Below are 22,863 nucleotides of genomic sequence, written 5' to 3'. Positions count from 1 at the left end.
TTGGTTAATTGTGTATACTTCCATAAAATATTAATAGAACTCGATATCCTTTATTTTAAGGGAACGACGTTTCTTTTTATTATCATTCTTGCCTAATATATATTCGATAAATATATTCTTAATCGCCATTTGAATAAATTCAGCTTTTTCTTCATCACTTGAAATATCCCACATCTCAAGTAACAAATTTTTATATTCTTTTATATCTTCTGTATCATACTGCTTAACTTCTTTATTCTCACTTTGCTTTTTATATTCTTCGATTGCTATATCCGTTTCTTCAATCAATTCAGCTAACTCATCTTCATTCATAAGTCCGTTAGCATATAGCTTATGGTATCTTTTCCGTTGCTGCATAACCTTATTGATATCAATCGCTACTTCTTTTTCTTCTGTATCTTCAACCACTTCATATTGCGTTAAATCTTGATGTTGTAGATACTCATAAAATACTCGCTCTACTTCTTCGGCACGTATATACACAGGTTTTGAATTAGGTGTCTCTTTGCAATTATTACAGTAATAGTGCTTGTTATAATACGCTCTATCTTTCAGTGTTACCTTATGAGTATTCATTGTTAATTTACTATCACAAACAGGACAAACTAATTTACTTCTGAATATAGATACGTGCTTTATCTTTTTAGTATTAGTACGTTCTTCTAATCTATCTTTAACTTTCTCATACATTTCTTCGGTAATAATAGGCTCGTGGTTATTCTCTAAGTAAACGCCTCCCCATTCGAAGTGTCCTCTTGTAAATGGACTTCTCAACGCTCGTGTGATTGACCTATCTTCCCACTTTCTGTTGTTCGGTGGTGGAATATCAGAATTATTCAATTTACGTGCTATTGATTTAGCGCTTTTACCTTTTAATGCTTCATCATAAGCAAATAGCACGACTTCTTTATACTCGTTAGGTACAAATTTATTATCTACACGATCATAATAAAACGGTGGAGTAGTAAGCATGATACCTTTTTTAAGTGCTGCAAGTTTTCCCATTTGTGTACGTTCTCTAATTGTCTCACGTTCCCATTCAGCCATCGCACCTACTAATGTAACAAATAATCTTCCTATTGCAGTTGAAGTATCATAAACTTCCGTAGCACTCCTAAATGCTACATTATTCTGTTCAAATATCTCTAGTAAGTCCAATAAGTCACGCACATTACGTGTGAGCCTATCTAACTTATACACTAGGACTAAATCAAATCGTTTAATATTGTTCATCAGACGTTGTAACTCTGGTCGGTCACGTTTAGCACCAGAGAAACCAGCGTCGACAAAAACATCAGCTACATTCCAATCATTTATCTCACAAAATGATTTAAGTTTCCGTTCTTGTTCTTCAATAGAATAGCCATGTTCTTTTTGCTCTAGTGTACTGACACGACAATATATTGCTACGTTCATTAAATCACCTCAAAAAAAGTAAAAAAATAATAAGGGTAGGCGGGCTACCCATAAATTTTATTCCTCGCTTACTTTTGAGCCAGTTTCAATATTATATAAATCATCATCTTTGGCTGGGTCAAAATTCTTATTGTATTCAATTTTAGCTTGCGTCTGTTGTCTTGATAGTTCGTCATTATGTGCTACTAATTCAGGATTAACTTGATTATAAACTTTGTGATAGCCATTCGGTTCTGGCTGGTTGTCTACTTGGTTATTAGATTGTGTTGGTTGATTAGACGCTTGTTGTAAGTTAGTTTGTTGTGATTGGTTACTTTGCTTTGATTGTGTTTGTTTGTCGTTACTATTATCATGTTTAATTTCATTATCACTTAAGCTTTCAAACGATTTACTTCCAGGCACACTAGCTATACTTTTTGTATTACTTTCACCATTACTAGTTATATCTTCTGTAACAGAATAATCTATCGTTTTAAGTTTAGAAATATTAATTTTTTTATTACCTAAGTCTTTACCACCAGCACCTTGTGTAGCTTTTAAAGTCACTTGCTTATCATTTTCTAACTCATAAGTGATAATACCTTTAGCAGTTTTACCTTTCTTAATCACATCGCTGTTGTGTTTGTCCCATTCTTCGAATTTACCAGTATTAGGCGTTGGACCAACTTCAAGTTTACTTTCGGTATTTTCGCTATCTTGAACGGCTTCCATTGACGCAATCCAAACATTCATTGGCGTTATTTGTTCATCTCCGTCTTTACTTTTAACCTCGTATTTAAATGCTAATAATTTCTTTCCGTTATCCGAATCCTTATCGTTAACTAAAAATGTGTCTTTTATTTTTAAAACAGCTTGATCAAGAACTAAAGTATCATTAGTGAATTGTACTTTGTTTTCATCAACGGAAGTCGACTTTTTCGAATTGCTATTGTTGTTACTACATGCCGCTAAAACTAAGAAACAAGATAATAAAATAAATAAGACTTTTTTCATTCTACATTTCTCCTTTGAATAAAATTATATTAGAGCGCCGCTTGGGCGCTTATTAAAATAGTTTTTGACTTGCTACAACTCTACCAATTATTTTTACTTCGTCATTTTTGCCATACACTTGTGGGTAGTGGCTAGAATTATTTGATTCTGGAATTAATATAATTTGGTCGCCATTGTATCTAATACGTTTAACGGTAGCGTTATAACCATTAATCATAACGACACCTAATTGACCGTTTTCAACAACAGAATCTTTTTCTACTACAACGATATCGCCATCTTGGAAAATCTTATCCATACTATCGCCAGACACTTTTAAACCAAATTCTTCTTTATCTGAATTAAGTTTGTTAGTAGCAAAGTATATGTAATCAATCAAATTTTCTTCACTATATATAGGTAAGCCAGCAGATACTTTTGAAACAACTGGAATCTTTTTGACTGGTAGGGTTTCTAGTTGAGGTTGTTCATGTTGTTCACTTTTATCAAAACCAAGTAGATATTCTGTACTGATACTTAGTGCTTTTGCAAAATCTTCTGAACGATTTAATGGAAATTCTCTAGTTAAGTTTAAATAACGTGATACAGCAGATTTAGCAACTCCAACACGACGAGCCAATTCACTAAGTGACATATCTTGTTCCTTCATAGCTGATTTAATTATTGTGATTATTTCATCATTATTTCTCATTTTAAGTATCTCCTGAATAAATATTTTGTTCTTTCATGTGAACAATTAGATTATATCACCGTTCCCAAACGAATACAATATATAGGTAGAAAAAACTTTTTTGAATTTTTATAAGCAAAAAGTGTTGACTAACGGGAACGGTACATGTTAAGTTATATACAGTTCTCAAACGAGAACGAACGGAGGTGACAACATGGTACTCAACTTAAAAAGATTGAGAGCAGAAAGAATAGCTTGTGGAATAACGCAAGATGAGATGGCGCACAAAATGGGGTGGAAAACAAGAACTCCATACGCTAAAAGAGAAAATGGTATTGTAGATATTGGAGCGAATGAGTTTATTAAAATGGCTAAAATATTAGGCTACGAAACAAATAATTTGGATATTTTTTTTACTCAAGACGTTCCCGAAAAAGAACGACAAACAACTTAAAGAAGGTGGAACCAATTGTTTGAAATAGAACATATGAATGAAACGTTTGATTATTCGCTTGTAGATAATGAAACGGCAGAATTCTTAAAAGAACGTGAATACACAATTAACGGTATTGCAGAAGACGCTCGTATAAAAATAGGGAGAGAATTGAAAAAAGCGCAAGATAAACTAGCTAACCATGATAAAGGAATTTTTTATAAGTGGTTTGAAAGTGGAGGTTTAAATAAAAACCAAGTTTATTACTATATCAATTTAGTTGAGTTGTCTACAAATCTAGACAACTTACAAAAAGATAACTTCCTTAACGCACCTAAGTCTTTACAAAAAGAAGTGATGAAAAAGAATGCTCCAGATGATTTGAAACAAAAAGTTTTAGATGGAGACATCACAACACACAAAGAATATAAACAACTTCAGAAAGATAAGGAAGAACTCGAACAACAAAACGCCCAACTCCAATCACAAGTAGAACAAGCACAACGCTCAGAAGAGATTGCTAAGAAACAATTAGAAGACGCAGAGAGTAGAGAGCCAGAAGTGATTGAGAAGTATATGGAGCCTGAGGACTATCAAGAAACTAAAAATGCGCTTGCTCAATCAAGACACCAACAAAAATTGATTGAACAACGTAACGAAAAATTGGAAAAAGACATCAAAGATATGGAGCAACGTAGAGATGAAATAAGTGAGAAGTCGCAGAAATATGATGAATTAAATAAAGCGTTAGGCGATATGAATAGAAAGTTAGATGACGGACAACGTAGATTAAAGGCCCAAAAAGAAGTGTACGACCTTGTTAAAAAAGGCGAGGAACTAATCAAAGAAATCGCACCTATGACTTACTTCATTCATGATGAATATATTTTAAGTAATGAATATGCGATTAAGCCTATTAAAAAGATAGCAGATGATTTACTCGATTTATCAAAAAAATTAAACCAACAACTTAACAAAGGAGATGTAATCGATGTCTAAAAATTTAATCGATATCAGTAGACGACAAGCAGACCAATTAGTGCAGCAAGCAGAATTTAGCAGAGAACTTTTTATCAAAATGGAAGAGCACGATAAAAAAATGAAAGAACAAGATGAAAAAATGAATGAGTTTGAAAGCAAAATGATTGATACGGAAAACAGACTCAATAAACGTATGGAAGAAAATGAAAAAAACAACGTATTAAGTCGTGGTGAAGGGAAGTATATTCAATCAAAAGTAGGAGAGCACTCATATTATTTAACCGACCAATTTTTCAAAGAACATGTATCTAAAGAACTTTACCATAAAAAACGTTGTCACTTTATTCAAGGTATTTATTCGACACTTAATAGACATTTCAATTCAATTACTTACACAACAATTAGACATGTCGACTTCGAAAAAGCTATGGAATTTATAGGAAATCTAGAATTAGTAAATATGCCACCTCATTTTTTAAGACTTACGGACCATCAAATTGATGTTGCTGAAAGACATGGAGATTTTGAAGTCTTAAAAAGACTCGCTTAACCCACAATCGAACAAACAACTTAAAGGAGGCATAAAATAATGCAAGATTTAAAAAAGATACATGAAATAGCAGTAAAAATCATCGAACTAGCAGAAAAAGAAAAATGGAGCGAAGAGGAATTACTAACGACAATAGACCTCTTACATCTCCAAAATAAAAATACATTGTCTTTAACTGTTGATGGTAAAAAAATTATTTAGGATTTTTTGTATTCATATCAACATCAAAAGTTAAAGGGTTTTCATCAACCAAAATTAATAGGTGACTTGAACGTATATCAATATTATTGCCGTCAACGTGGATTGTTACAACCAAACCATTTTCGTAAGCTAATCGAACACCTTTGCTACCATCTACAAATTCACATGGTGTTTCTTCAAACTTACCGGCATTTCTAACATTGATACTAAAGTTATAGTTAGTTTTCAATCTTATCACCACCTACCATCGCAGTAGCGATAACCAAATTATACACGAAAGGAGGGGTCGTAATGCCAAAGCACATTCAAACAATGATGTTTAACTTTTTTGCCAAACGTGGCTACTTAGAGCCGGCGATTAAAAATCTAGAAGAAAGAAGGTTAAGAGAATGTCAATCAAAGACAAAACAATCTTAATCTCAGGCATGATGTTTAACGTAGTATTCTTTCTATCAATGATGATGAATGTATTCATCACTAATGCAGTAGCAATTGCAATTGTTGCGTCAACAGTAACGTATCTGTTTTTCGACAAATTATTTTACGCACAAAAAAAGACTGAAAGTCGCTGCAACGACTAACAGTCAAACACTTAACAAAAATTTCATCTTAATCATATAACGGGAGGACTAATCATGCAAGAGGTAACTCTATCTTTAAAAGAATATAACAATATACTCAAAGACAGTAGCGATTTAGTAATAGTTGGTTTGCAAAATGATTATTTACGACGTCAATTAGATACCGCAAACGAACATATAGATGCTTTGAACGACAGTATCAATCATTATATCAAGATGTGGCAAAGTGCAGATGCTAGAGCAGACAGGGCGGATAAACGATTGGAGGAGTATGTGAATGCAAGAGCCAATATTAAATTGTGAAGTAGAGTATCGCATTAAAGATAATTACTTTGGACGCTGGATCACTAATAAACCTACTGCTCAAGAATATGCTAATTACAATGCTTTAAGACGTAATGCTCGTAAATTCGATGGTTTGCAAGATATAGACATTGACTGGGATAAACATTTGATTGAAGTATCAACAATCGAAACGAAAGAAACGCGTAAAGTATACAGTTTTGAAGATTTGGAGGAGGTAAACGATGGCTGAACAACTTAATTTATTCCAAAAGATAGCAGACGTTAAAGCTAATATTGATGGTTTTACTAAAGACGCAAAGAGTTACAACTACTCATATGTAAGTGGCTCTCAAGTATTACACAGAATTAGAAATAAGATGATTGAAAACAATTTATTGCTTGTACCAAAAACATCTGAAGAAAATTACAAACAAATTGATGTAACAAGATTTAATAAAAAAGCTGGTCGTGAGATTACAACATCAGAATTTATCGTTGAAATGAAATTAACTTATGTATGGATTAATGCTGATAAACCAGAAGAACAGTTCGAAGTAACGTTTTATGCAGTAGGTCAACAAGACGATGTATCGAAAGCGCATGGTACTGCATTAACTTACGCAGAAAGATACTTCTTAATGAAGTTCTTCAATATCCCAACTGATGAAGATGATGCCGATGCGAAAGAAAAACAAGAAAGATATGCAACGTCAAGTAATCAATTAAAAGAGTTACTTAGACAAGAAGCAGATAGTTTTATCGAAATTGCTGAAAGAAGTAATGCTGCAAGCAAATATCAAGAACAGATAGAAAAATTAAAAAATATGAATGTAAATGATTTAAACAAACAACAAATCAACGTTACAAGACAACAAATTAATAAATGGCTTGGAGGAATTAAAGAATGATAAACAGAGTAATTTTAGTAGGCAGATTAACAAAAGATCCAGAATTCAGAACAACACAAAGCGGTGTGAATGTTGCCACTTTCACACTAGCGGTCAATCGTACATTCACAAACGCACAAGGTGAACGCGAGGCTGATTTCATTAACATTGTAGTGTTCAGAAAACAAGCTGATAACGTCAATAATTATTTGAAGAAAGGTAATTTAGCTGGCGTAGACGGTCGTATTCAATCACGTAGCTATGAAAATAAAGAAGGCCAACGTGTATTCGTAACAGAAGTAGTAGCAGACAGTGTTCAGTTCTTAGAGCCAAAGAATAACAATCAAAAAAACAATCAATCACAACAACAAAGAGGACAAGCACCAACAGGCAATAACCCGTTTGGAAACGGAATGCAAAATGCTAACGGTCCAATTGAAATCACTGATGACGATTTACCATTCTAGGACGTGAGTAAATGCCTTTAATCAAAAATTACATCACTCAAGATGACGGTACAACTACCGTCGTCATTGAGGGTGTAGAACTAGATAACAAGACTTCACTCTTACTTGATAACGGTTTTGATGTAGAAGTCGATGTCATTCCAGTTGATCTATTCAGAATAACGAATAAGCAGCGTAAGAAGATATTCGCACTTGTCAAAGATATAGAAGTCCATACAGGTATGCCAATGGACTACATGCGCCATATGTTTATCGAATATGTAAGAACGTATTACGGATATGATGAACGCATTTCATTAAGTAACTGCACACGTACACAAGCTAGTCAGATTATCGAAGTGACAATCGATTGGGTATTTGCTAACGGAATAATACTCGCTTACAAAACAAGTGATTTATTAAAAGGCGATAAGTCGTTACTTTACTGGGCAACAGTCAATCGCAACTGTGTTCTATGTGGTAAGAGTGGTGCTGACCTTGCACATCACTACGCAATAGGTCGTGGTGCTAACCGTAAGAAGATGCAGCATTACGATTATGAAGTATTAGCTTTATGTAGAGAACATCATTCCGAACAGCACAACATAGGCGTTAAGTCTTTTGATGAGAAATATATCTTACAGGATAGCTGGATCAAAGTAGATGACAGACTAAACAAAATGCTGAAAGGAGAGGGAAATAAATGCGATCAATAATGATTAGACCAGAGGATAGAATGAAAATTGCTCAACGCATAAATGAAATAAGATTAGATGCTAATATGCTCCAATCTGAATTTGGTGAGCGTTTAGGTGTAGGACGATTAGCTGTGTGTCGTTGGGAAAACAGAGCGCAGTTACCGCCAATGAAAACAATAAGAAAAATGGCTGAGGAATTTAACACTACGCCAGAGTGGATATTGTACGGGGAGTGAGTAAGATGGTTAAATCAATATTTTTGCAAGATGGAGAAGAAATATTCGTAGATGATGAAGATTACGATAGACTGAGCCAGCACATTTGGTACAAACATTATAAAGGAAACACAAGATATATCCATACTAGGTTTGGTATTGAAAGAACTGATGTTTTATTAACAACATTTATACAAAAAGGTAGTTTCCAAAAAATTAAAAACAATAATTTCACTAAGTCTAATTTAACCACAAAAGGTAATAGATCAAGATGGGAAAAGCCTAAAAGTAATAGTTCTTCTAAATACAAAGGTGTGAGTTGGCGTAAAGATGCTAATAAATGGGTTGCGAAAATAAATGTTGATGGTAAACCTAAACATCTAGGGCTTTTCGAAACGGAAGATTTAGCAGCTAAAGCTTATAACCATGCTGTTGATGAATTCTGGGAAGGTGATGGTTTTAAGAATGTTATAGGTAAAGATTTGCGTCAATATAGAAATTATTTTCCTCACAAAAGGTTTTGCAATACTAGAAAAACAAATAAATATGGTTACAGAGGTATTGGCAATCATACAGATATGCCTTCTAAATTTTCTGCTAGAAAAAGAATTGAAGGAAAAATATATAGTACAGAATATTTCGATAGTAGGGAAAAAGCAGCTTTAGCTTATAACAAAATAGTTGTTTTCCTATATGGATCTGAAGTCATTTTAAATAAAGTGCCTATGACAGAAGAACTCAAAGAATTCATAACTAACTGGGAAATACCAGAAAGGATAAAAGCGCTGAAAGAAGGTGCTAACGATGAATAATCTATTAATTGATGATTACCCAATATTAGTCTTACCTAAATTAGCTACTGAAATAGGTTTGAATGAAGCAATTGTATTACAGCAAATGCACTATTGGTTAAAGAAAAGTAACCATAACTACGATGGTAGACGCTGGATATACAACTCATTTCCTGAATGGCAAAAGCACTTTCCTTTTTGGTCGGTAATAACAATCAAGCGTACTGTATACAGTTTAGAAAAACAAAATTTACTTTACGTAGGTAATTATAATAAAGCGAAATTCGACAAAACGAAGTGGTACAGCATTAATTATGAAACTTTGGAAGGTATGAGACGACCATCGTATCAAAATGATACGACGAGTGTATCAAAAAGATACGATGGAGCGTATCAAAATGATACGACCAATACCAGAGACTACACAGAGATTACAACAGAGACTACTAACAATAATATATTGTCTCCTTCGTCGACTGCGTATCCATATAAAGACGTGATTGATTACCTTAACCAAAAAACTGGTAAGCACTACAAATCAACGACTAAGAAAAATCAAACAGTCATACGTGCTAGAACAGATGAAGGTTTTACATTAGATGACTTCAAACAAGTTATTAACAACAAGGTTATTGAGTGGAAAGGTACAGACATGGAAAAGTATCTACGACCTGAAACATTATTCGGAACTAAATTTGAAGGATACCTCAATCAAGAAACACAACCTAGTGGCATGGATCAACTAAATAGAATGAAGTATGACGAAAGTTATTGGGACTAGGAGTGATAAGACATGCAATCATTAGGAAGTTTAGCAAGGAATATCAAGCCTAATCGAAACATTGTAGAAGAAGAACATAATCTTAAATGTGAAAGATGTGGCAACACCTACGACTATTACAAATTCAGTAACGGAAAAGAGTTTAGACATGGTTGTGATTGCTCGATGATTGCTGCTGGTAAAGAAGCTGAGCAACAGAGAAAGCAAAAGTATCTCAATCGTATCTTTAACCAATCTAATGTGAACGCGTCTTTACGTGATGTAACAGTTAACAGTTACCAACCACAAAATGACCATCAAGTACATGCAAAGAGTACGGCTATTGAGTACGTTAAAGGTTTTTCGGTAGATGAACCCAAGTCATTAATATTGCAAGGCTCATATGGTACTGGAAAAAGCCATTTAGCCTATGCCATAGCAAAGGCAATTAAGCAACAAGGATATTCGGTAGCATTCATGCATATTCCAATGTTAATGGAGCGTATTAAAGCAACATACAACCGAAACGCTACTGAAACAACAGATGAACTCGTACAGCTATTAAGCAGCATAGATTTACTTGTACTTGATGATGTAGGTGTAGAAAACACTGAACACACATTAAATAAACTATTTTCAATTGTAGATAACAGAGTAGGTAAGAATAACATCTTTACTACTAACTTTAGTGACAAAGAATTAAATCAGAATATGAACTGGCAACGGATCAATTCACGCATGAAACAAAATGCGAGAACAGTTCGAGTGCTGGGAGATGATTTCAGAGGACGTGACGCATGGTGACGATAGACGACATCAAACTTAATCTTGAGTGTTCAGATGTGTATGCTCAGAAACTCATAGAATACGCACAGGGCGACCAAGACAAGTTGGAGGATATATACTTCCAGAAACTTGCAGAACGTCGTGTGAGGGAGGCAGTGGTCGAATATGGGACTTATAAAAAATCAACCTAATGCTTACACATTATATGAAAGTGACGGTTGGGAAATGCTTAGGGTTCTCCCTAGAGATGACGGTACTTTCTATCTTGCTAATAAAGGTGGAATGAGTGATAAGTATTTTAAACCATTTGTGACTAAAGATGAGTTAGCAAAGATGAAACGTAAGCATAAATTATTTAGAAAAGAAGAATTACAACAGCAGACAACAATAGATGAATTCTTATTCTAGGAGTGACAACGTGCGGATAGAAATTAACTTTAACGAAACGTATGAGGCACCTATTGGCTCGCCTCGTCCACGTTTCAGGAATACAGGTAGATTTGTTCAAACATACATGCCAGCGTCATATACGGCGCATAAGAAGTTTATACAGACCCAGTTACCTAAAAAGATGTTGAATACGCAACTTAAGGTGTCGCTTTACTTTTATTTTAAACCACCTAAGAGTTGGTCAAAAAATCAAAAACTGATAGCGATAGGTCAGTACAAACGTACTAAGCCTGATATAGATAACTTAATCAAAACTGTGTTAGATGCAGCGAATGATCATCTATGGAAAGACGATAACAAAATCGTTGAAATACACAGTTTTAAGCAATATGCAGAGGAACCGAAAATAGTTATGGAAGTGGAGGAATTATAAATGTCTAAATTAGCAGTTACATTCAAAATTGAAGGCACCGCTTACATTATTCCGGATAACGAAAAGCAGACGGAAGAGCAGGTGCTTGAGATGGCAGAAAAGTACCCGGATGAGTTTGACAAACACTTAGATATTAAAAAAGTAGAAAACGTTAGCGTTATTTCAGAGGGGTGGAAGTGAACGTATGAGAAATGTTGTGAAAGTACATGGTAAGAAACATTACGTGATGATAATTCAAGGTAAATTGCATTACATCCCATTAGATAAACTTGAGTACGCTAATGAACACGGTATTACAAAAACAGCAATCAGAAATAGATTAAATTACGGTTGGACGATAAAAAAAGCGTGTACGGAGGGGATAATCGATGAAAGCTAACAAAGTATATAGATCACATGGTAAAACTTACATTTTTACCGAAGAACAACTAAACAAAGCTACTGAAAACGATATAAGTGAAAACGCAATTATCAATCGCATGTATCACGGTTGGGAACTTGAAGATATTATTAACAAACCAATTAGAAATATTACACGTAGTGGTGGTATGAGTGTTGAACCTAGAATTACCAAAATGCGAGAAGAACGCAGGAAGAAAAGAGAACGCAAAAACATGAAAGTGAATATCATTAATCAGAAACGTACTTATCCACGCGTTACCAAATCATCTTATTATTATGACTTACTCAATCATGCAACTAAGCATTTGAAAGCTGGTGGTTAATATGCCGAAAATTATCGATTTAGATGAAAAAGATTTTATTTGGTTTGTACCACCAAATAGCCAGTTGAGTTACTACGGTTATGTTAAAGAGTTGAAATGGAATTTTGAAGGAGAAAAAGAAAGTGCAATCATCGTCATTGGAGATGACGAAATTGAAGTAGAAATTGATGACACCTATCAAATTGCAATTGGGAGGAAGTACAATGCCAAAGATTAAACGAAAAGTAGAGATGACACCTAAAGAATTTTTAAAACATTTATTAGAGCAGGAAGAAACGGAAGTAGCGTTGGACGGTTATACGTTTAATTATAACGAAGAACATTACTCATTCGACCCAGAAATAATTGCAAATGAAGTTATAAGTTATAACCCGCATTCATGCACTTTCACAGTCGAAATTGAAGAAGAAATTACGGAGGAAACTGAGGTTCCTAAATTAATATCTATCGATAGAAATACTCAAAATGAGGTTAATATAAAATTTTATTGCAGTATCAAACAACTAATAGATAGAGCTGATTATAACTATTATTACTTAAATGACGACGGCACAATGACTTTAATTTGGAAGGACGGTGCTATGGTGGAATGACAGTAACATTATCACAAAAAAGTTATAACGCATTGCTTGATGACCTCGAAAGATTGCGCAAGCGAAATATAGATTTGGAAGAAAAATTGAATAAAGAGATTAAATTAAGTTATGAAATAGAAGGTAATTTATATGATGTATCAAAAGAACGTGACGAACTCATCAATGATATTGCAGACATTAAACGTAAGGCAGAGGCGTTTGATGAGATGGTTAAGATTTACAATCAAAAGAACGATTTACCAAGTGATGAAATTTTCATGAAAATGGGATATTGCATAAGTGATTTGGAGCGTGGTAGTGATGTGGAGAGTGATTGAATTAGAAGAATTTCATAATATTCGAGATTATAACCCAGCGTATAAGCAACTTCAAAAATACTATGATAATTATAGGCATGTTATTGTTTTAGGTTATAGCGTATCAAACGTACAAACAAATATCCTATTCAAATACTGGGAGGATACGGACAATGAATAATACCTTAGCTTTAATAAAACGTGAACATGCTAAGTGGTTGTACGGCAAAATTACAGTTGTGCAATTTGCGTACAACGTTGAGGAAATACTAAATGATGCAGGAGGCGTTAGTGATGTGGAGAGTTAAAGAATTAAGAGATTTTGATGATTATGATGACAGGCTTGCAACTAAGCAATTAGAACATCATTTATTGAAATATCCAAACACACAGGTGTTAGGTTACTCAGTTAATCACTTTGAAAATGCGAGTAATAGAGAACGTTCATACATTTTAATTAAATATCTGGAGGAATAAAAATGAAAACACACGAAAAGATTATTTTATTAGGAATGGCAATTCAAGTTATAGGAGAAAGTATTCAGACTTATTACAAATTAAAAGGGTTACAGGAGGAACAATAAATGACTAACACATTAGATCAATTAGTAGAACAAGTACAACAATGGAGTATTGATAAAGATTTACACAATGGTAATTCATTCACACAATTTGCTAAAACATCAGAAGAATGTGGAGAAGTTGCTGCCGCTTTATGTAGAAATGATATAGATGCTCTCAGAGACGGTATAGGAGACGTTATCGTAACTTTAGTGATATTAGCACAACAAAATAATATGACGTTGCAGGAATGCTTAGAACAAGCTTATGGAGAGATTAAAGATAGAAAAGGGGTTATGTCTAAAGATGGGAGTTTCATCAAAGAAGCAGACCTTAAAGAGTAAGGACATAGTAGCAGAGATTAAAAGAATACTTGGCAAGGAGTGAACGCAATGTTTAAACGCATACTAAAAATATGGTTCATCATCGGAATGTATGAACTAAGCAAATATCTAACTAACGAACTTATCGTTAAGTTGCAGAGCGAAGATGATATTGATACTGCACCTAAGGACTTTGCTAGCGAGAGTGATCAATACGATATTAACAGAATTAAAGCTGAGGTGAGTAAGTGATGGAATGGTTTCAGTTAATTGCGATTGCTATTCTGTCTATAATGTGGGCGGTATCAACGTATAAATGGGTGAGAGCAGAGAAGAAGATTAAAGAGTTAGATAATAAAAACACAGGTTTGTTATACGATAGAAAATGTTTGCAAAGAAAGTTAGTTGAAACGGAAGATAAAGATAATAAATGCAACATAGGAAAATATGTGGTTGAGTTAAATAAAGAAGTATATTTAGTGAAAAAATATATAAACGATTATGGAAATACATGCATTATCACTGACAACATATTTGAAGCTTTATCTTACGACGATTTAGATTCAGCTAAAGAAGATGCGCGTAGTTTTAACGGACTTGTACTAGAACACAAGCCTAATTTAGAGGTAGTGGAATGACAAGTTGGATAGTATTGGTACCAATTATATATCTAGTATGGATATGTATAAAGAGTAAGGGGGAACATAAGTGATAACGATTGAACGCCATGATATTAGAAAGTTAGAAGAATATATCCAACATGTAGAACGTTATCGTAAGGAATTAAAGGTTTGTGAGTATGAATTGCTAGAAAACCATGAACCAGAGAATGTAGGTGCTGGGAAAAGTAATCTACCCGGTAATCCGATTGAGCGTCAGACGATTAAGAAGTTAAGTAATAAACGATACGTGATGTTAAGTAATATTGTGAACGGTGTTGATAAGTTAGTAGAAGAAGCAGACGAAGATACACTCGATATGATTAACAAACGTTATTGGGAATGTCCGATTGGCTGTTATGAGTGGGAAGATTTAGCAGAATACTTCGGAACAAGTAAATCAAGCATATTAAGACGACGTAACGCAATGATTAATAAGTTAGCTGAATTAATTGGTTACGTGTAGGTGGACTTGAGGGGCATATAAGTCCGTGGTAAAAGTCGTTATTATGATACTGTAAGAACTATCCACACGAACCCTCGTTTTGAGGTAGCTGGTTAGTTCTCAATGAAAGTGATTAAGTTTGGTAATGGTCATATTGACCAGCCACTGATTGCTTGAGTGCCTATCCGTTGGGTAGGTACTTTTTCTCCTTTCTGGATAAACTTGATTTTGCATTATTAATTACCTCCCATAGTGACTATTCGAGAGAAACTCGGGTAGTCTTTTTTATTATTAAATTTATTAAGCTATTAGCATAAGGTTGTGATATATGACATGACAAAACTAAATTTAAAACAACAGACATTCGTTGATGAGTACATTAAGACAGGTGTTGCTTATCAATCGGCATTAAAAGCCGGATATAGTGAAAAGTACGCAAAGGCTAGAAGTCATAAACTATTGGAAAATGTCGGAATTAAAAAAGCGATAGATGAGCGCATGAAAGAATTAAAAAAAGCGAGTATTGCAGATCAAGACGAGATACTACAATACCTAACTTCAGTTGTGCGTGGTGAAATTACTGACCAAGAACTAATACCAATCGGAATTGGTAAAGGTGAAATGGAAGTAGAGAGTTTAGAAAAACGGTCGGATACAAATGCTAGAACGAAAGCAGCAGAGTTATTAGGTAAGCGTTATATGATGTGGACGGATAAACAACAAATCGAAACGAATGCGACGGTGCAATTCAATGACGACATCACTTAATCTATCTGAATTGATACCTAAGCACTTCCACGATTTATGGCGAGCAACTAAGAACCCTGACATACTCAACGTAGTAGCAAAAGGTGGGCGTGGTAGTGGTAAGTCGTCTGATATATCCATCATCATTACACAACTAATCATGCGTTATCCAATGAATGCCGTAGTTGTGCGTAAAACAGATAACACGTTAGCAACATCTGTATTTGAACAGATAAAATGGGCGATTGAAGAACAGAAAGTATCTCACTTATTCAAAGTTAAAGTATCGCCAATGGAAATCACATTCATACCAAGAGGGAACAGAATTATCTTCAGAGGGGCGCAGAACCCTGAACGATTAAAATCGTTAAAAGATAGTCGGTTCCCTTTTTCTATTATGTGGATAGAAGAATTAGGCGAATTTAAAACAGAAGATGAAGTGACAACGATTACCAACTCAATGTTACGTGGAGAGTTGGACGAAGGCTTATTCTACAAATTCTATTTCTCGTATAACCCGGCAAAGCGTAAACAACACTGGGCGAATAAGAAATATGAAACGTCATTCCAACCAGATAATACGTTTGTACATCACTCAACTTACTTGAACAACCCTTTTATATCTAAACAGTTTATACAAGAGGCAGAGAGTGCTAAACAACGTAATGAATTAAGGTATCGTTGGGAATATCTGGGAGAAGCAATTGGTAGTGGTGTTGTACCGTTTAACAACTTGCAAATAGAGAAGATACCAGACGACTTATATAACTCATTCGATAATATTCGTAACGCAGTTGACTTTGGTTACGCTACTGACCCTCTAGCATTTGTACGTTGGCATTACGACAAAAAGAAACGTATTATTTACGCAGTTGATGAACATTATGGAGTACAGATAAGCAATAGGGAGTTTGCTAACTGGTTGAAGAAGAAAGGTTATCAGTCTGATGAGATTTACGCAGATAGTGCAGAGCCTAAGTCTATTGCAGAGTTAAAACAAGAACATGGTATCAGACGTATTAAAGGTGTTAAGAAAGGACCAGACAGCGTAGAACATGGCGAACAATGGTTAGATGATTTAGATGCAATTGTAATTGATCCAACACGCACACCTAATATCGCAAGAGAATTTGAAAATATTGATTATGAAACAGACAAAGACGGTAACGTCAAACCAAGATTAGAAGATAAGGATAACCATACAATAGATGCTACACGTTACGCATTAGAACGTGATATGCGTCAAAACCATATGAATATATTAAGGTAGGTGATTACTATTCGTTGGCCATGGGAGAAACCATATTACGAAGAAATAACAGAACAGTTAGCGCCTAAAGTTGAAACGCAGGAAGAGATGATTGTGCGATTAGTACAAAATCATCAGAAAGACATTGAGCATATATCAACAGGACAACGCTATTACGATAAAGATAATGACATTTACAGACAAAAGTATAAATATGACTTAGACGGTAATATTGACATAGATAAACCAGATTGGCGTATTACTACTAACTATCATCAAAATTTAGTTGACCAAAAAGTAGCATATCTTGTTACAAACCCAGTTAGTTACTCATGCGAGAATGAAAAGGTACTAGATACAATACATCAGGTACTAGATAATCGTTGGGATAATGAATTGATCGATGTACTCACCGCTGCAAGCAATAAAGGCGTTGAGTGGGTTCAACCATATATTGACGAGAATGGCGATTTCAAGCTATTCAGAGTACCTGCTGAGCAATCTATACCGATTTGGACTGATAGCAAGAGGGATACACTACAAGCTTTTATACGTGTGTTTAAATCAAATGATGAAACTAAAGTAGAGTACTGGACCGATACTGATGTTACATACTATGTGTATGAGAATGGGTCATTAATCAATGATTATTATTACGGCGAGAACAACAAGCAAACGCACTTCTCAACTGGCAGTTGGGGTCGCGTGCCATTTATTCCATTCAAAAACAACTCAGAAGAGGCATCTGATATTTGGCAATACAAAACGATTATTGATGCTATCGATAAACGTTTATCTGATATGCAAAATATGTTTGATGAGAGTGCAGAGTTGATTTATATCTTGCGTGGTTACGAGGGCGAGAACCTTAAAGAGTTTATGCAAGGCTTAAAATACTACAAAGCAATCAATGTAGATAGTGAAGGTGGCGTTGAAACGATACAAGTTGAGGTGCCAGTCGCTAGTACAAAAGAATATCTTGATATGATGCGTCAGAATATTATGGAGTTTGGCCAGGGGGTCGACTTTCAAACAGACAAATTCGGCGCTGCACCTAGTGGTATTGCACTCAAGTTTTTATACGGTCATTTAGATTTGAAAGCAAACAAACTAAAGAATAAAACCACTGTTGCTATTCAAGAGTTGATTGAGTTTATCGTTGATTTTTACAAATTGAAGATAGATCCGAAAGACATCGAAATTACATTTAGTCTTAACAGAATGATGAATGACTTAGAAAGCTCTCAAATTGCCGTGCAATCGACCGGCATATTGTCTAAAGAAACAATTGTTAAGCACCACCCGTGGGTAGATGATCCAACGGCAGAAATGGAACGCATCGAACGAGAAGATATTGAGTATAATCAATCAGATATAATGAATGGCGGTGTCGATGTTGAAGAAGAAAAAGAACGTCAAGATAACTAGCCTGTTCGATTTAGATAACTATATAAACTCTTTGATGAAAGCGACGTTTAAAGTGTTAGACGTCGTTTTTTTACGTGTTTTAAAACTCGTGTTAAAAGAAGTTGAAAATTTGCTTAAAACTCATGCTAAACCAGATAAGTTACAGACTTGGACTGAGATTAACAAGCGTAAACGATTAAAAAAGATGCTAAAGCGCGTGAGAGAAATGGCTAGCAAAGAATATTCTGTGATAGCTAAAGAAATCGAAGAGATGCAGCATACGATTTATAGTGAAGAACATAACGCAAAAATATTTTTGACTGAAAAAGAGACGCAAAAAGAAATTGATTTTGATGTACCTAGCGAAAAAGAGGTACAGAAAGCAATCGAACAGCCGATTGATAAAATTAAGCTGAATGAAACGTTAAAACGTCACAAAGAACAAGTTATCAAAAATATTCAAAAATGTATTACTGAGGGTTTGCTCAAAGGTGATGATTATTCAACCATTGCTAATGAAATTATGAAAGAAAAATATCAAGTTGAACCGTGGGAAGTGCTTTACGACCATACTAAGCCATACATTGAAAATAAAATTAGTATGGCTAAATCACAAGCGTTAAGAGTTGCACGTACAGAATTGGGGCGTGCTAAATCACAAGCGTTACTTGATAGCGCTCAAGTTATTAAAGATAACGGTCTGCATATTAAAAAGCGTTGGCATGCGACTTTAGATACTAGAACGCGACATGATCATCGTACATTAGACGGTCAAGTTAAAGATTTAGACGAACCATTTAAGATAAACGGTTGTGTTGGCCAAGCACCAGTTTTATTTGTTGGACCTAATAGTGCAAGTGAGAACATCAACTGTCGTTGCACTCTATTAACCTTTGTTGACGAAGATGAATTACCAACATCACGACGAGCAAGAGATGATGACGGCAAAACTTATATCATTGACGACATGACTTATCGTGAGTGGGAAAAATGGAAAAAGAAACGTAAAGCTAGTGCTTAATGCGCTCGACCTGAAGTAAGTCGTTAAACTGCTTCTTTTATTTTAATCTTTCGTGTCGTAACACGTTAAAAACGTAAAAGGAGTAGTTAAATATGGACTTATATGCATTATTAGGACAATTTAAAGACGGTGAAATCGATAAACAAAAAGTAATTGACGCTATTGATGAAAGTAAATCTGGAATGGTTCCACGTTCTCGTTTAAATGATAAAAATGCAGAAATTGAGGAACTTAAAGCCGAAATTACTAACCGTGACAATCAAATTGTCGAATTACAAAACTCTGTTAAAGATGATAGCGAGTTGCAAAAAGAACTCGAAGAAGTAAAACAAAGTAATGCAGAGTGGCAGGATAAGTACAAACAATCACAACTGAATAACGCTGTTAAGTTGGCTGTTGCTAAAGATGCAAATGATGCTGACGACATTCTAACTTTCATCAACAAAGATGAGTTGGAATTGCAAGACGATGGCACTGTAAAAGGTTTAGATAAAGCGATTGAAACGCTTAAAGAGTCTAAACCTTATTTATTTGTCGATAACAAGCCGGTAGGTAATAAACCTGCAGACGGCGAAACAATGCAAACAGGCATTACAAAAGAACAATTCGACAGCATGAGCGTCGCAGAACGTACCGAATTGTTTATTAACGATCGTGCTACTTACGACAAATTAGTCGAATAATATTAAGAAAGAGGTTATAACATGGATCAAGGAACAACAACATTAAGTACGCAAATCGTACCTGAAGTATTAGCGCCAATGATGCAAGCTGAATTAGATAAAAAATTACGTTTAGCATCTTTTGCAGAAATTGATAATACATTAGTAGGACAACCTGGAGATACAATCACATTCCCTGCGTTTGTATACAGTGGAGATGCAACAGTCGTACCGGAAGGCGAAAAAATTCCAGTAGACAAAATCGAAACAAACAAACGTGAGGCTAAAATCCATAAAATTGGTAAAGGTACTCATATCACAGATGAAGCTTTACTATCAGGTTACGGTGACCCTCAAGGCGAGGCAGTACGTCAACATGGTTTGGCTATTGCAAACAAAGTTGATGACGATGTGCTAGAAGCTTTAAGGGGTACAAAATTAACAGTTAGTGCAGATGTGGGTACATTGGCTGGTTTAGAAACTGCAATTGATAAATTTGAAGATGAAGATTTGGAACCAATGGTTTTATTTGTAAATCCTAAAGATGCTGGTAAATTACGTGCTAGTGCATCTGAAAACTTCACTCGTGCAACTCAATTAGGTGACGATATTATCGTTAAAGGCGCGTTTGGTGAGGCCTTAGGTGCTATCATTGTACGTTCTAAAAAATTAAACGAAGGAGAAGCTATTTTAGCTAAAAAAGGTGCTGTTAAACTAATCACTAAACGTGATTTCTTCTTAGAACCAGACCGTGACCCTTCAACTAAAACAACTTATTTATACAGTGATAAACATTATGTAGCTTACCTTTACGATGAAAGTAAAGCAGTTAAGATTACTAAAGGTGCAGGCACTGGTGCGTAAGGAGTGATTTATAGTGACGTATAAAGTAATCGAGTATTTCACAGACTTACAAGACAACAGCCATGCGTATCATGTAGGAGACCCGTTTCCACGTACTGGTTTAGATGTAAGTAAAGAACGATTAGCTGAATTATCCACAAAAAATAACCGTCAAAACAAACCTTTAATAGAGCGTGTACAAGAGCAAACTGACTATTCTGGTATGAAAGTATCAGAGTTGAAAGAGTTGGCTAAACAACGTGATATTGAAGGCTTTTCTCATATGAAAAAGTCTGAACTTATCGACGCATTAGAAGGTGCAGAATAATGGATGCACTTGATGTAAAAATGCTAAATCAAACGCCTGTTGATGACACTTCACATGACGATGAAATAGATGCGCTTATCCCTAAGTATTTGAAGTTAGCAGAAGAATATTGCAACCAAACTTTTGACGATAAACATTTACCTACTGGCGTTGAGAAATTTATTGCTGAATGTATTAAATATAGTGCAAACGGCAATATCTCATCACGTTCTATGGGTACGGTTAGCTATACTTTTGTAACTGAAATGCCTGAAGCGACATATAACCATTTAAAACCATTCAAAAAACTAAGATGGAGTGGTTACCATGTTTAACCCATACGATGAGTTTCCACATGCTATTTCAAAAGGTCGAATTGAAGTAATAGGTGATTTCAAGTTTAAAAAAGAGCGCTACAAGAGCGAAAAAATTATAAAAGGCTTTATGGATACACCTACTACTTCAGAACAGCTTAAATATCATCAAATGTCATCTGAATATGATAGAAACCTATATGTACCTTATGACCTACCAATAAACGATAACGATTATTTTAAATACGAGGGTAAAATCTTTGGTATTGTAGGTGAACCTGTCGATCAAGGCGGGCAACATGAGATTAAACTAATTCGACTTAAAGAGGCGCCTTATGGCTAAAATAAAATACGGTGCAGAGAGTTTAGTAGTTGAATTAGATAAATTTCAAAAAGACGTCGAAAAGTGGGCTAAAAAAGGAATTTATAAAACTACCATGACTATCGTTAATGAAGCGAAAGCAAGGGCGCCAGTAGATTTAGGCAACCTTCGTTCAAGCATCACTTTCGAAATATTGAATAACGGTTTTGATGCAAAAATTAATGTAGGCGCAAATTATGCAATTTATGTTGAATATGGGACGGGTGTTTTCGCTAAAGGACCAGGTGGCTCACGCGCTAAAAAGATACCTTGGCATTACAAAGATCCTAAAACAGGTAAGTGGATAACAACTAAAGGTGCGAAGGCGCAGCCTTATTGGAACCCTGCACTTGACAAAGGTAGAAAAGTGTTCAATAAATATTTTTCATAAAAGGCGGTTAAAAATATGTGGGTATCGGTTGAACCTGAACTTACAAGTAGGTTATACGAAACATTAAAAACAGACCCTATCATTAACAAATTAGTTGGTGATAGGGTTTTTGATGTCGTTCAAGATGATGTGCGATACCCATATATTGTTGTGGGTGAAAGCAACGTCACTAATAACGAAAGTAGTGCAAATATGCGTGAGACGGTAGGTATCGTCTTTCACGTGTATTCACAATATCCAACACAGTACGAGGCCAAGCTATTAATTAGCGCTATTGGTTATGTGTTGAACAAACCAATTGAAATAGATAATTACGAATTTAGATACAGTCGAATTGATAGCCAAGCGGTGTTCTCTGATATAGATAGGTTTACTAAGCACGGCACAATTCGACTTTTATTTAATTTCAGACATAAAACTAAGAGAGAGGAAGTGTAAGC

The 22,863-nt window shown here is 34.9% G+C and carries 46 protein-coding genes; 42 read left to right on the top strand and 4 right to left on the bottom strand.

Annotated elements, in window-relative coordinates; genetic code table 11:
* Nucleotides 1-30 precede the first annotated feature (30 nt).
* Genes F1592_RS08700 through F1592_RS08690 form a run of 3 tightly spaced genes read right to left on the bottom strand, consistent with a single transcriptional unit; the run spans nucleotide 31 to nucleotide 3,100 of the window.
* Nucleotides 31-1,416, bottom strand: a complete 1,386-nt coding sequence (locus F1592_RS08700; RefSeq protein WP_149809770.1) for a recombinase family protein — start codon at nucleotides 1,414-1,416, stop codon at nucleotides 31-33.
* A 57-nt stretch (nucleotides 1,417-1,473) separates the two neighbouring features.
* On the bottom strand, nucleotides 1,474-2,409 hold the full coding sequence (locus F1592_RS08695) for a DUF5067 domain-containing protein (protein ID WP_223197231.1): 936 nt from the start codon (nucleotides 2,407-2,409) through the stop codon (nucleotides 1,474-1,476).
* 52 nt (nucleotides 2,410-2,461) lie between these two features.
* A complete protein-coding gene (locus F1592_RS08690) occupies nucleotides 2,462-3,100 on the bottom strand; it encodes a LexA family protein (protein WP_276312099.1) in 639 nt (212 codons plus the stop codon).
* 193 nt (nucleotides 3,101-3,293) lie between these two features.
* Here F1592_RS08690 and F1592_RS08685 point away from each other — a divergent pair, with 193 nt between their 5' ends.
* Genes F1592_RS08685 through F1592_RS13635 form a run of 4 tightly spaced genes read left to right on the top strand, consistent with a single transcriptional unit; the run spans nucleotide 3,294 to nucleotide 5,244 of the window.
* Entirely contained in the window at nucleotides 3,294-3,533 is a 240-nt protein-coding gene (locus F1592_RS08685; RefSeq protein ID WP_070601262.1) for a helix-turn-helix domain-containing protein, read from the top strand.
* Nucleotides 3,534-3,548: 15 nt separating this feature from the next.
* Nucleotides 3,549-4,511 (top strand): hypothetical protein, encoded by a 963-nt coding sequence (locus tag F1592_RS08680; RefSeq protein WP_223197230.1) that lies wholly within the window; start codon nucleotides 3,549-3,551, stop codon nucleotides 4,509-4,511.
* Nucleotides 4,504-5,043 carry an ORF6C domain-containing protein gene (locus F1592_RS08675; protein WP_149809771.1) on the top strand — a complete coding sequence of 180 codons (540 nt, stop codon included), beginning with the start codon at nucleotides 4,504-4,506 and terminating at the stop codon, nucleotides 5,041-5,043. The genes F1592_RS08680 and F1592_RS08675 overlap by 8 nt, the downstream gene beginning before the upstream one ends.
* Before the next feature lie 39 nt (nucleotides 5,044-5,082).
* A complete protein-coding gene (locus tag F1592_RS13635; RefSeq protein ID WP_001153175.1) occupies nucleotides 5,083-5,244 on the top strand; it encodes a hypothetical protein in 162 nt (53 codons plus the stop codon).
* On the opposite strand, the gene F1592_RS08670 is transcribed toward F1592_RS13635, so the two are convergent.
* Nucleotides 5,237-5,473 (bottom strand): hypothetical protein, encoded by a 237-nt coding sequence (locus F1592_RS08670; RefSeq protein ID WP_021285963.1) that lies wholly within the window; start codon nucleotides 5,471-5,473, stop codon nucleotides 5,237-5,239. The two genes, F1592_RS13635 and F1592_RS08670, sit on opposite strands and share 8 nt — an antisense overlap.
* Before the next feature lie 62 nt (nucleotides 5,474-5,535).
* Here F1592_RS08670 and F1592_RS13945 point away from each other — a divergent pair, with 62 nt between their 5' ends.
* The 38 genes from F1592_RS13945 (at nucleotide 5,536) to F1592_RS08495 (ending at nucleotide 22,861) form a co-directional block, all read left to right on the top strand.
* Entirely contained in the window at nucleotides 5,536-5,661 is a 126-nt protein-coding gene (locus F1592_RS13945) for a hypothetical protein (protein ID WP_262926633.1), read from the top strand.
* Complete coding sequence (locus tag F1592_RS08665) at nucleotides 5,634-5,825, top strand: hypothetical protein (RefSeq protein WP_149809772.1); 192 nt, start codon at nucleotides 5,634-5,636, stop codon at nucleotides 5,823-5,825. Before F1592_RS13945 ends, F1592_RS08665 begins: the two co-directional genes overlap by 28 nt.
* 54 nt (nucleotides 5,826-5,879) lie before the next feature.
* On the top strand, nucleotides 5,880-6,128 hold the full coding sequence (locus F1592_RS08660) for a hypothetical protein (RefSeq protein WP_149809773.1): 249 nt from the start codon (nucleotides 5,880-5,882) through the stop codon (nucleotides 6,126-6,128).
* A complete protein-coding gene (locus tag F1592_RS08655) occupies nucleotides 6,103-6,360 on the top strand; it encodes a DUF2483 family protein (RefSeq protein ID WP_053017295.1) in 258 nt (85 codons plus the stop codon). Before F1592_RS08660 ends, F1592_RS08655 begins: the two co-directional genes overlap by 26 nt.
* Nucleotides 6,353-7,018, top strand: a complete 666-nt coding sequence (locus tag F1592_RS08650; protein WP_149809774.1) for an ERF family protein — start codon at nucleotides 6,353-6,355, stop codon at nucleotides 7,016-7,018. Before F1592_RS08655 ends, F1592_RS08650 begins: the two co-directional genes overlap by 8 nt.
* The gene (ssb, locus tag F1592_RS08645; protein ID WP_149809775.1) at nucleotides 7,015-7,464 is read left to right on the top strand and encodes a single-stranded DNA-binding protein; all 450 of its coding nucleotides are present in this window, start codon (nucleotides 7,015-7,017) and stop codon (nucleotides 7,462-7,464) included. Before F1592_RS08650 ends, ssb begins: the two co-directional genes overlap by 4 nt.
* A gap of 11 nt (nucleotides 7,465-7,475) precedes the next feature.
* Nucleotides 7,476-8,159, top strand: coding sequence for a putative HNHc nuclease (locus F1592_RS08640; RefSeq protein WP_149809776.1), 684 nt, complete (start codon nucleotides 7,476-7,478; stop codon nucleotides 8,157-8,159).
* A complete protein-coding gene (locus tag F1592_RS08635; protein ID WP_149809777.1) occupies nucleotides 8,147-8,377 on the top strand; it encodes a helix-turn-helix transcriptional regulator in 231 nt (76 codons plus the stop codon). Before F1592_RS08640 ends, F1592_RS08635 begins: the two co-directional genes overlap by 13 nt.
* A gap of 5 nt (nucleotides 8,378-8,382) precedes the next feature.
* Nucleotides 8,383-9,168 carry an AP2/ERF family transcription factor gene (locus F1592_RS08630; protein ID WP_149809778.1) on the top strand — a complete coding sequence of 262 codons (786 nt, stop codon included), beginning with the start codon at nucleotides 8,383-8,385 and terminating at the stop codon, nucleotides 9,166-9,168.
* On the top strand, nucleotides 9,161-9,928 hold the full coding sequence (locus F1592_RS08625) for a conserved phage C-terminal domain-containing protein (protein WP_149809779.1): 768 nt from the start codon (nucleotides 9,161-9,163) through the stop codon (nucleotides 9,926-9,928). Before F1592_RS08630 ends, F1592_RS08625 begins: the two co-directional genes overlap by 8 nt.
* A 12-nt stretch (nucleotides 9,929-9,940) precedes the next feature.
* Nucleotides 9,941-10,711, top strand: coding sequence for an ATP-binding protein (locus F1592_RS08620; protein WP_149809780.1), 771 nt, complete (start codon nucleotides 9,941-9,943; stop codon nucleotides 10,709-10,711).
* Nucleotides 10,705-10,884 carry a hypothetical protein gene (locus tag F1592_RS13780; protein WP_149809781.1) on the top strand — a complete coding sequence of 60 codons (180 nt, stop codon included), beginning with the start codon at nucleotides 10,705-10,707 and terminating at the stop codon, nucleotides 10,882-10,884. Before F1592_RS08620 ends, F1592_RS13780 begins: the two co-directional genes overlap by 7 nt.
* The gene (locus F1592_RS08610; RefSeq protein ID WP_149809782.1) at nucleotides 10,859-11,101 is read left to right on the top strand and encodes a hypothetical protein; all 243 of its coding nucleotides are present in this window, start codon (nucleotides 10,859-10,861) and stop codon (nucleotides 11,099-11,101) included. Before F1592_RS13780 ends, F1592_RS08610 begins: the two co-directional genes overlap by 26 nt.
* Before the next feature lie 10 nt (nucleotides 11,102-11,111).
* Nucleotides 11,112-11,516 (top strand): RusA family crossover junction endodeoxyribonuclease, encoded by a 405-nt coding sequence (locus F1592_RS08605; protein WP_149809783.1) that lies wholly within the window; start codon nucleotides 11,112-11,114, stop codon nucleotides 11,514-11,516.
* A complete protein-coding gene (locus F1592_RS08600) occupies nucleotides 11,517-11,696 on the top strand; it encodes a hypothetical protein (RefSeq protein WP_059767407.1) in 180 nt (59 codons plus the stop codon).
* A 4-nt stretch (nucleotides 11,697-11,700) separates the two neighbouring features.
* A complete protein-coding gene (locus F1592_RS08595; protein ID WP_149809784.1) occupies nucleotides 11,701-11,895 on the top strand; it encodes a hypothetical protein in 195 nt (64 codons plus the stop codon).
* Nucleotides 11,885-12,241 (top strand): hypothetical protein, encoded by a 357-nt coding sequence (locus tag F1592_RS08590; RefSeq protein ID WP_149809785.1) that lies wholly within the window; start codon nucleotides 11,885-11,887, stop codon nucleotides 12,239-12,241. Before F1592_RS08595 ends, F1592_RS08590 begins: the two co-directional genes overlap by 11 nt.
* Nucleotide 12,242: 1 nt before the next feature.
* Nucleotides 12,243-12,458 carry a hypothetical protein gene (locus F1592_RS08585; RefSeq protein WP_149809786.1) on the top strand — a complete coding sequence of 72 codons (216 nt, stop codon included), beginning with the start codon at nucleotides 12,243-12,245 and terminating at the stop codon, nucleotides 12,456-12,458.
* Nucleotides 12,445-12,834 carry a hypothetical protein gene (locus F1592_RS08580; RefSeq protein WP_149809787.1) on the top strand — a complete coding sequence of 130 codons (390 nt, stop codon included), beginning with the start codon at nucleotides 12,445-12,447 and terminating at the stop codon, nucleotides 12,832-12,834. The genes F1592_RS08585 and F1592_RS08580 overlap by 14 nt, the downstream gene beginning before the upstream one ends.
* Entirely contained in the window at nucleotides 12,831-13,154 is a 324-nt protein-coding gene (locus F1592_RS08575) for a hypothetical protein (RefSeq protein ID WP_149809788.1), read from the top strand. Before F1592_RS08580 ends, F1592_RS08575 begins: the two co-directional genes overlap by 4 nt.
* Nucleotides 13,138-13,314, top strand: a complete 177-nt coding sequence (locus tag F1592_RS13630) for a hypothetical protein (RefSeq protein ID WP_154393865.1) — start codon at nucleotides 13,138-13,140, stop codon at nucleotides 13,312-13,314. The genes F1592_RS08575 and F1592_RS13630 overlap by 17 nt, the downstream gene beginning before the upstream one ends.
* Nucleotides 13,307-13,441: a hypothetical protein gene (locus F1592_RS13940; RefSeq protein ID WP_262926634.1), complete on the top strand. Its 135-nt coding sequence runs from the start codon at nucleotides 13,307-13,309 to the stop codon at nucleotides 13,439-13,441. The genes F1592_RS13630 and F1592_RS13940 overlap by 8 nt, the downstream gene beginning before the upstream one ends.
* Nucleotides 13,428-13,610, top strand: coding sequence for a hypothetical protein (locus F1592_RS08570; RefSeq protein ID WP_149809789.1), 183 nt, complete (start codon nucleotides 13,428-13,430; stop codon nucleotides 13,608-13,610). Before F1592_RS13940 ends, F1592_RS08570 begins: the two co-directional genes overlap by 14 nt.
* Nucleotides 13,611-13,717: 107 nt before the next feature.
* Nucleotides 13,718-14,038, top strand: a complete 321-nt coding sequence (locus F1592_RS08565; RefSeq protein WP_149809790.1) for a MazG-like family protein — start codon at nucleotides 13,718-13,720, stop codon at nucleotides 14,036-14,038.
* Between the two features lie 48 nt (nucleotides 14,039-14,086).
* On the top strand, nucleotides 14,087-14,269 hold the full coding sequence (gene rinB, locus F1592_RS08560; protein WP_149809791.1) for a transcriptional activator RinB: 183 nt from the start codon (nucleotides 14,087-14,089) through the stop codon (nucleotides 14,267-14,269).
* Entirely contained in the window at nucleotides 14,266-14,655 is a 390-nt protein-coding gene (locus F1592_RS08555; protein WP_398575153.1) for a hypothetical protein, read from the top strand. The genes rinB and F1592_RS08555 overlap by 4 nt, the downstream gene beginning before the upstream one ends.
* Nucleotides 14,656-14,725: 70 nt before the next feature.
* Complete coding sequence (locus F1592_RS08550; RefSeq protein ID WP_053027759.1) at nucleotides 14,726-15,142, top strand: transcriptional regulator; 417 nt, start codon at nucleotides 14,726-14,728, stop codon at nucleotides 15,140-15,142.
* A 312-nt stretch (nucleotides 15,143-15,454) separates the two neighbouring features.
* Complete coding sequence (locus F1592_RS08545; RefSeq protein ID WP_149809793.1) at nucleotides 15,455-15,889, top strand: terminase small subunit; 435 nt, start codon at nucleotides 15,455-15,457, stop codon at nucleotides 15,887-15,889.
* Nucleotides 15,873-17,138, top strand: coding sequence for a PBSX family phage terminase large subunit (locus F1592_RS08540; RefSeq protein ID WP_149809794.1), 1,266 nt, complete (start codon nucleotides 15,873-15,875; stop codon nucleotides 17,136-17,138). The genes F1592_RS08545 and F1592_RS08540 overlap by 17 nt, the downstream gene beginning before the upstream one ends.
* Nucleotides 17,139-18,545, top strand: a complete 1,407-nt coding sequence (locus F1592_RS08535) for a phage portal protein (RefSeq protein WP_149809795.1) — start codon at nucleotides 17,139-17,141, stop codon at nucleotides 18,543-18,545. It abuts the gene before it with no gap.
* Nucleotides 18,511-19,545: a phage minor head protein gene (locus F1592_RS08530; protein WP_149809796.1), complete on the top strand. Its 1,035-nt coding sequence runs from the start codon at nucleotides 18,511-18,513 to the stop codon at nucleotides 19,543-19,545. The genes F1592_RS08535 and F1592_RS08530 overlap by 35 nt, the downstream gene beginning before the upstream one ends.
* Before the next feature lie 92 nt (nucleotides 19,546-19,637).
* Nucleotides 19,638-20,228, top strand: coding sequence for a phage scaffolding protein (locus F1592_RS08525; protein WP_149809797.1), 591 nt, complete (start codon nucleotides 19,638-19,640; stop codon nucleotides 20,226-20,228).
* Between the two features lie 21 nt (nucleotides 20,229-20,249).
* A complete protein-coding gene (locus F1592_RS08520; protein ID WP_149809798.1) occupies nucleotides 20,250-21,071 on the top strand; it encodes a N4-gp56 family major capsid protein in 822 nt (273 codons plus the stop codon).
* 13 nt (nucleotides 21,072-21,084) lie between these two features.
* Nucleotides 21,085-21,378 carry a Rho termination factor N-terminal domain-containing protein gene (locus F1592_RS08515; protein WP_149809799.1) on the top strand — a complete coding sequence of 98 codons (294 nt, stop codon included), beginning with the start codon at nucleotides 21,085-21,087 and terminating at the stop codon, nucleotides 21,376-21,378.
* Nucleotides 21,378-21,692 carry a phage head-tail connector protein gene (locus F1592_RS08510; protein WP_149809800.1) on the top strand — a complete coding sequence of 105 codons (315 nt, stop codon included), beginning with the start codon at nucleotides 21,378-21,380 and terminating at the stop codon, nucleotides 21,690-21,692. Before F1592_RS08515 ends, F1592_RS08510 begins: the two co-directional genes overlap by 1 nt.
* Nucleotides 21,685-22,014 (top strand): phage head closure protein, encoded by a 330-nt coding sequence (locus F1592_RS08505; RefSeq protein WP_049394911.1) that lies wholly within the window; start codon nucleotides 21,685-21,687, stop codon nucleotides 22,012-22,014. The genes F1592_RS08510 and F1592_RS08505 overlap by 8 nt, the downstream gene beginning before the upstream one ends.
* Complete coding sequence (locus F1592_RS08500) at nucleotides 22,007-22,423, top strand: HK97-gp10 family putative phage morphogenesis protein (RefSeq protein ID WP_149809801.1); 417 nt, start codon at nucleotides 22,007-22,009, stop codon at nucleotides 22,421-22,423. The genes F1592_RS08505 and F1592_RS08500 overlap by 8 nt, the downstream gene beginning before the upstream one ends.
* Before the next feature lie 15 nt (nucleotides 22,424-22,438).
* Nucleotides 22,439-22,861, top strand: coding sequence for a DUF3168 domain-containing protein (locus F1592_RS08495; protein ID WP_149809802.1), 423 nt, complete (start codon nucleotides 22,439-22,441; stop codon nucleotides 22,859-22,861).
* Nucleotides 22,862-22,863 lie beyond the last annotated feature (2 nt).

This window comes from Staphylococcus sp. GDX7P312P, from assembly GCF_008385775.1.
In the GTDB taxonomy this organism is placed as follows: domain Bacteria; phylum Bacillota; class Bacilli; order Staphylococcales; family Staphylococcaceae; genus Staphylococcus; species Staphylococcus haemolyticus.
The sequence above is the reverse complement of the archived record's forward strand: the minus strand, read 5'-3'. Positions and strand labels throughout refer to the sequence as shown.

What these genes read in the sequence shown, in the direction of transcription:
- F1592_RS08495 (WP_149809802.1), top strand. Translation starts at nt 22,439, where the DNA reads ATGTGGGTATCGGTTGAACCTGAACTTACAAGTAGGTTATACGAAACA.
- F1592_RS13945 (WP_262926633.1), top strand. Translation starts at nt 5,536, where the DNA reads ATGCCAAAGCACATTCAAACAATGATGTTTAACTTTTTTGCCAAACGT.
- F1592_RS08510 (WP_149809800.1), top strand. Translation starts at nt 21,378, where the DNA reads ATGGATGCACTTGATGTAAAAATGCTAAATCAAACGCCTGTTGATGAC.
- F1592_RS08685 (WP_070601262.1), top strand. Translation starts at nt 3,294, where the DNA reads ATGGTACTCAACTTAAAAAGATTGAGAGCAGAAAGAATAGCTTGTGGA.
- F1592_RS08690 (WP_276312099.1), bottom strand. Translation starts at nt 3,100, where the DNA reads ATGAGAAATAATGATGAAATAATCACAATAATTAAATCAGCTATGAAG.
- F1592_RS08505 (WP_049394911.1), top strand. Translation starts at nt 21,685, where the DNA reads ATGTTTAACCCATACGATGAGTTTCCACATGCTATTTCAAAAGGTCGA.
- F1592_RS08570 (WP_149809789.1), top strand. Translation starts at nt 13,428, where the DNA reads ATGTGGAGAGTTAAAGAATTAAGAGATTTTGATGATTATGATGACAGG.
- F1592_RS13940 (WP_262926634.1), top strand. Translation starts at nt 13,307, where the DNA reads ATGAATAATACCTTAGCTTTAATAAAACGTGAACATGCTAAGTGGTTG.
- F1592_RS13780 (WP_149809781.1), top strand. Translation starts at nt 10,705, where the DNA reads ATGGTGACGATAGACGACATCAAACTTAATCTTGAGTGTTCAGATGTG.
- F1592_RS08500 (WP_149809801.1), top strand. Translation starts at nt 22,007, where the DNA reads ATGGCTAAAATAAAATACGGTGCAGAGAGTTTAGTAGTTGAATTAGAT.
- F1592_RS08580 (WP_149809787.1), top strand. Translation starts at nt 12,445, where the DNA reads ATGCCAAAGATTAAACGAAAAGTAGAGATGACACCTAAAGAATTTTTA.
- F1592_RS13635 (WP_001153175.1), top strand. Translation starts at nt 5,083, where the DNA reads ATGCAAGATTTAAAAAAGATACATGAAATAGCAGTAAAAATCATCGAA.
- F1592_RS08565 (WP_149809790.1), top strand. Translation starts at nt 13,718, where the DNA reads ATGACTAACACATTAGATCAATTAGTAGAACAAGTACAACAATGGAGT.
- F1592_RS08630 (WP_149809778.1), top strand. Translation starts at nt 8,383, where the DNA reads ATGGTTAAATCAATATTTTTGCAAGATGGAGAAGAAATATTCGTAGAT.
- F1592_RS08640 (WP_149809776.1), top strand. Translation starts at nt 7,476, where the DNA reads ATGCCTTTAATCAAAAATTACATCACTCAAGATGACGGTACAACTACC.
- F1592_RS08665 (WP_149809772.1), top strand. Translation starts at nt 5,634, where the DNA reads ATGTCAATCAAAGACAAAACAATCTTAATCTCAGGCATGATGTTTAAC.
- F1592_RS08520 (WP_149809798.1), top strand. Translation starts at nt 20,250, where the DNA reads ATGGATCAAGGAACAACAACATTAAGTACGCAAATCGTACCTGAAGTA.
- F1592_RS08530 (WP_149809796.1), top strand. Translation starts at nt 18,511, where the DNA reads ATGTTGAAGAAGAAAAAGAACGTCAAGATAACTAGCCTGTTCGATTTA.
- F1592_RS08610 (WP_149809782.1), top strand. Translation starts at nt 10,859, where the DNA reads ATGGGACTTATAAAAAATCAACCTAATGCTTACACATTATATGAAAGT.
- F1592_RS08700 (WP_149809770.1), bottom strand. Translation starts at nt 1,416, where the DNA reads ATGAACGTAGCAATATATTGTCGTGTCAGTACACTAGAGCAAAAAGAA.
- F1592_RS08655 (WP_053017295.1), top strand. Translation starts at nt 6,103, where the DNA reads ATGCAAGAGCCAATATTAAATTGTGAAGTAGAGTATCGCATTAAAGAT.
- F1592_RS08600 (WP_059767407.1), top strand. Translation starts at nt 11,517, where the DNA reads ATGTCTAAATTAGCAGTTACATTCAAAATTGAAGGCACCGCTTACATT.
- F1592_RS08585 (WP_149809786.1), top strand. Translation starts at nt 12,243, where the DNA reads ATGCCGAAAATTATCGATTTAGATGAAAAAGATTTTATTTGGTTTGTA.
- F1592_RS08575 (WP_149809788.1), top strand. Translation starts at nt 12,831, where the DNA reads ATGACAGTAACATTATCACAAAAAAGTTATAACGCATTGCTTGATGAC.
- F1592_RS08590 (WP_149809785.1), top strand. Translation starts at nt 11,885, where the DNA reads ATGAAAGCTAACAAAGTATATAGATCACATGGTAAAACTTACATTTTT.
- F1592_RS08650 (WP_149809774.1), top strand. Translation starts at nt 6,353, where the DNA reads ATGGCTGAACAACTTAATTTATTCCAAAAGATAGCAGACGTTAAAGCT.
- F1592_RS08675 (WP_149809771.1), top strand. Translation starts at nt 4,504, where the DNA reads ATGTCTAAAAATTTAATCGATATCAGTAGACGACAAGCAGACCAATTA.
- F1592_RS08545 (WP_149809793.1), top strand. Translation starts at nt 15,455, where the DNA reads ATGACAAAACTAAATTTAAAACAACAGACATTCGTTGATGAGTACATT.
- F1592_RS08625 (WP_149809779.1), top strand. Translation starts at nt 9,161, where the DNA reads ATGAATAATCTATTAATTGATGATTACCCAATATTAGTCTTACCTAAA.
- F1592_RS08695 (WP_223197231.1), bottom strand. Translation starts at nt 2,409, where the DNA reads ATGAAAAAAGTCTTATTTATTTTATTATCTTGTTTCTTAGTTTTAGCG.
- F1592_RS08540 (WP_149809794.1), top strand. Translation starts at nt 15,873, where the DNA reads ATGACGACATCACTTAATCTATCTGAATTGATACCTAAGCACTTCCAC.
- F1592_RS08525 (WP_149809797.1), top strand. Translation starts at nt 19,638, where the DNA reads ATGGACTTATATGCATTATTAGGACAATTTAAAGACGGTGAAATCGAT.
- ssb (WP_149809775.1), top strand. Translation starts at nt 7,015, where the DNA reads ATGATAAACAGAGTAATTTTAGTAGGCAGATTAACAAAAGATCCAGAA.
- F1592_RS08635 (WP_149809777.1), top strand. Translation starts at nt 8,147, where the DNA reads ATGCGATCAATAATGATTAGACCAGAGGATAGAATGAAAATTGCTCAA.
- rinB (WP_149809791.1), top strand. Translation starts at nt 14,087, where the DNA reads ATGTTTAAACGCATACTAAAAATATGGTTCATCATCGGAATGTATGAA.
- F1592_RS08620 (WP_149809780.1), top strand. Translation starts at nt 9,941, where the DNA reads ATGCAATCATTAGGAAGTTTAGCAAGGAATATCAAGCCTAATCGAAAC.
- F1592_RS08660 (WP_149809773.1), top strand. Translation starts at nt 5,880, where the DNA reads ATGCAAGAGGTAACTCTATCTTTAAAAGAATATAACAATATACTCAAA.
- F1592_RS13630 (WP_154393865.1), top strand. Translation starts at nt 13,138, where the DNA reads ATGTGGAGAGTGATTGAATTAGAAGAATTTCATAATATTCGAGATTAT.
- F1592_RS08595 (WP_149809784.1), top strand. Translation starts at nt 11,701, where the DNA reads ATGAGAAATGTTGTGAAAGTACATGGTAAGAAACATTACGTGATGATA.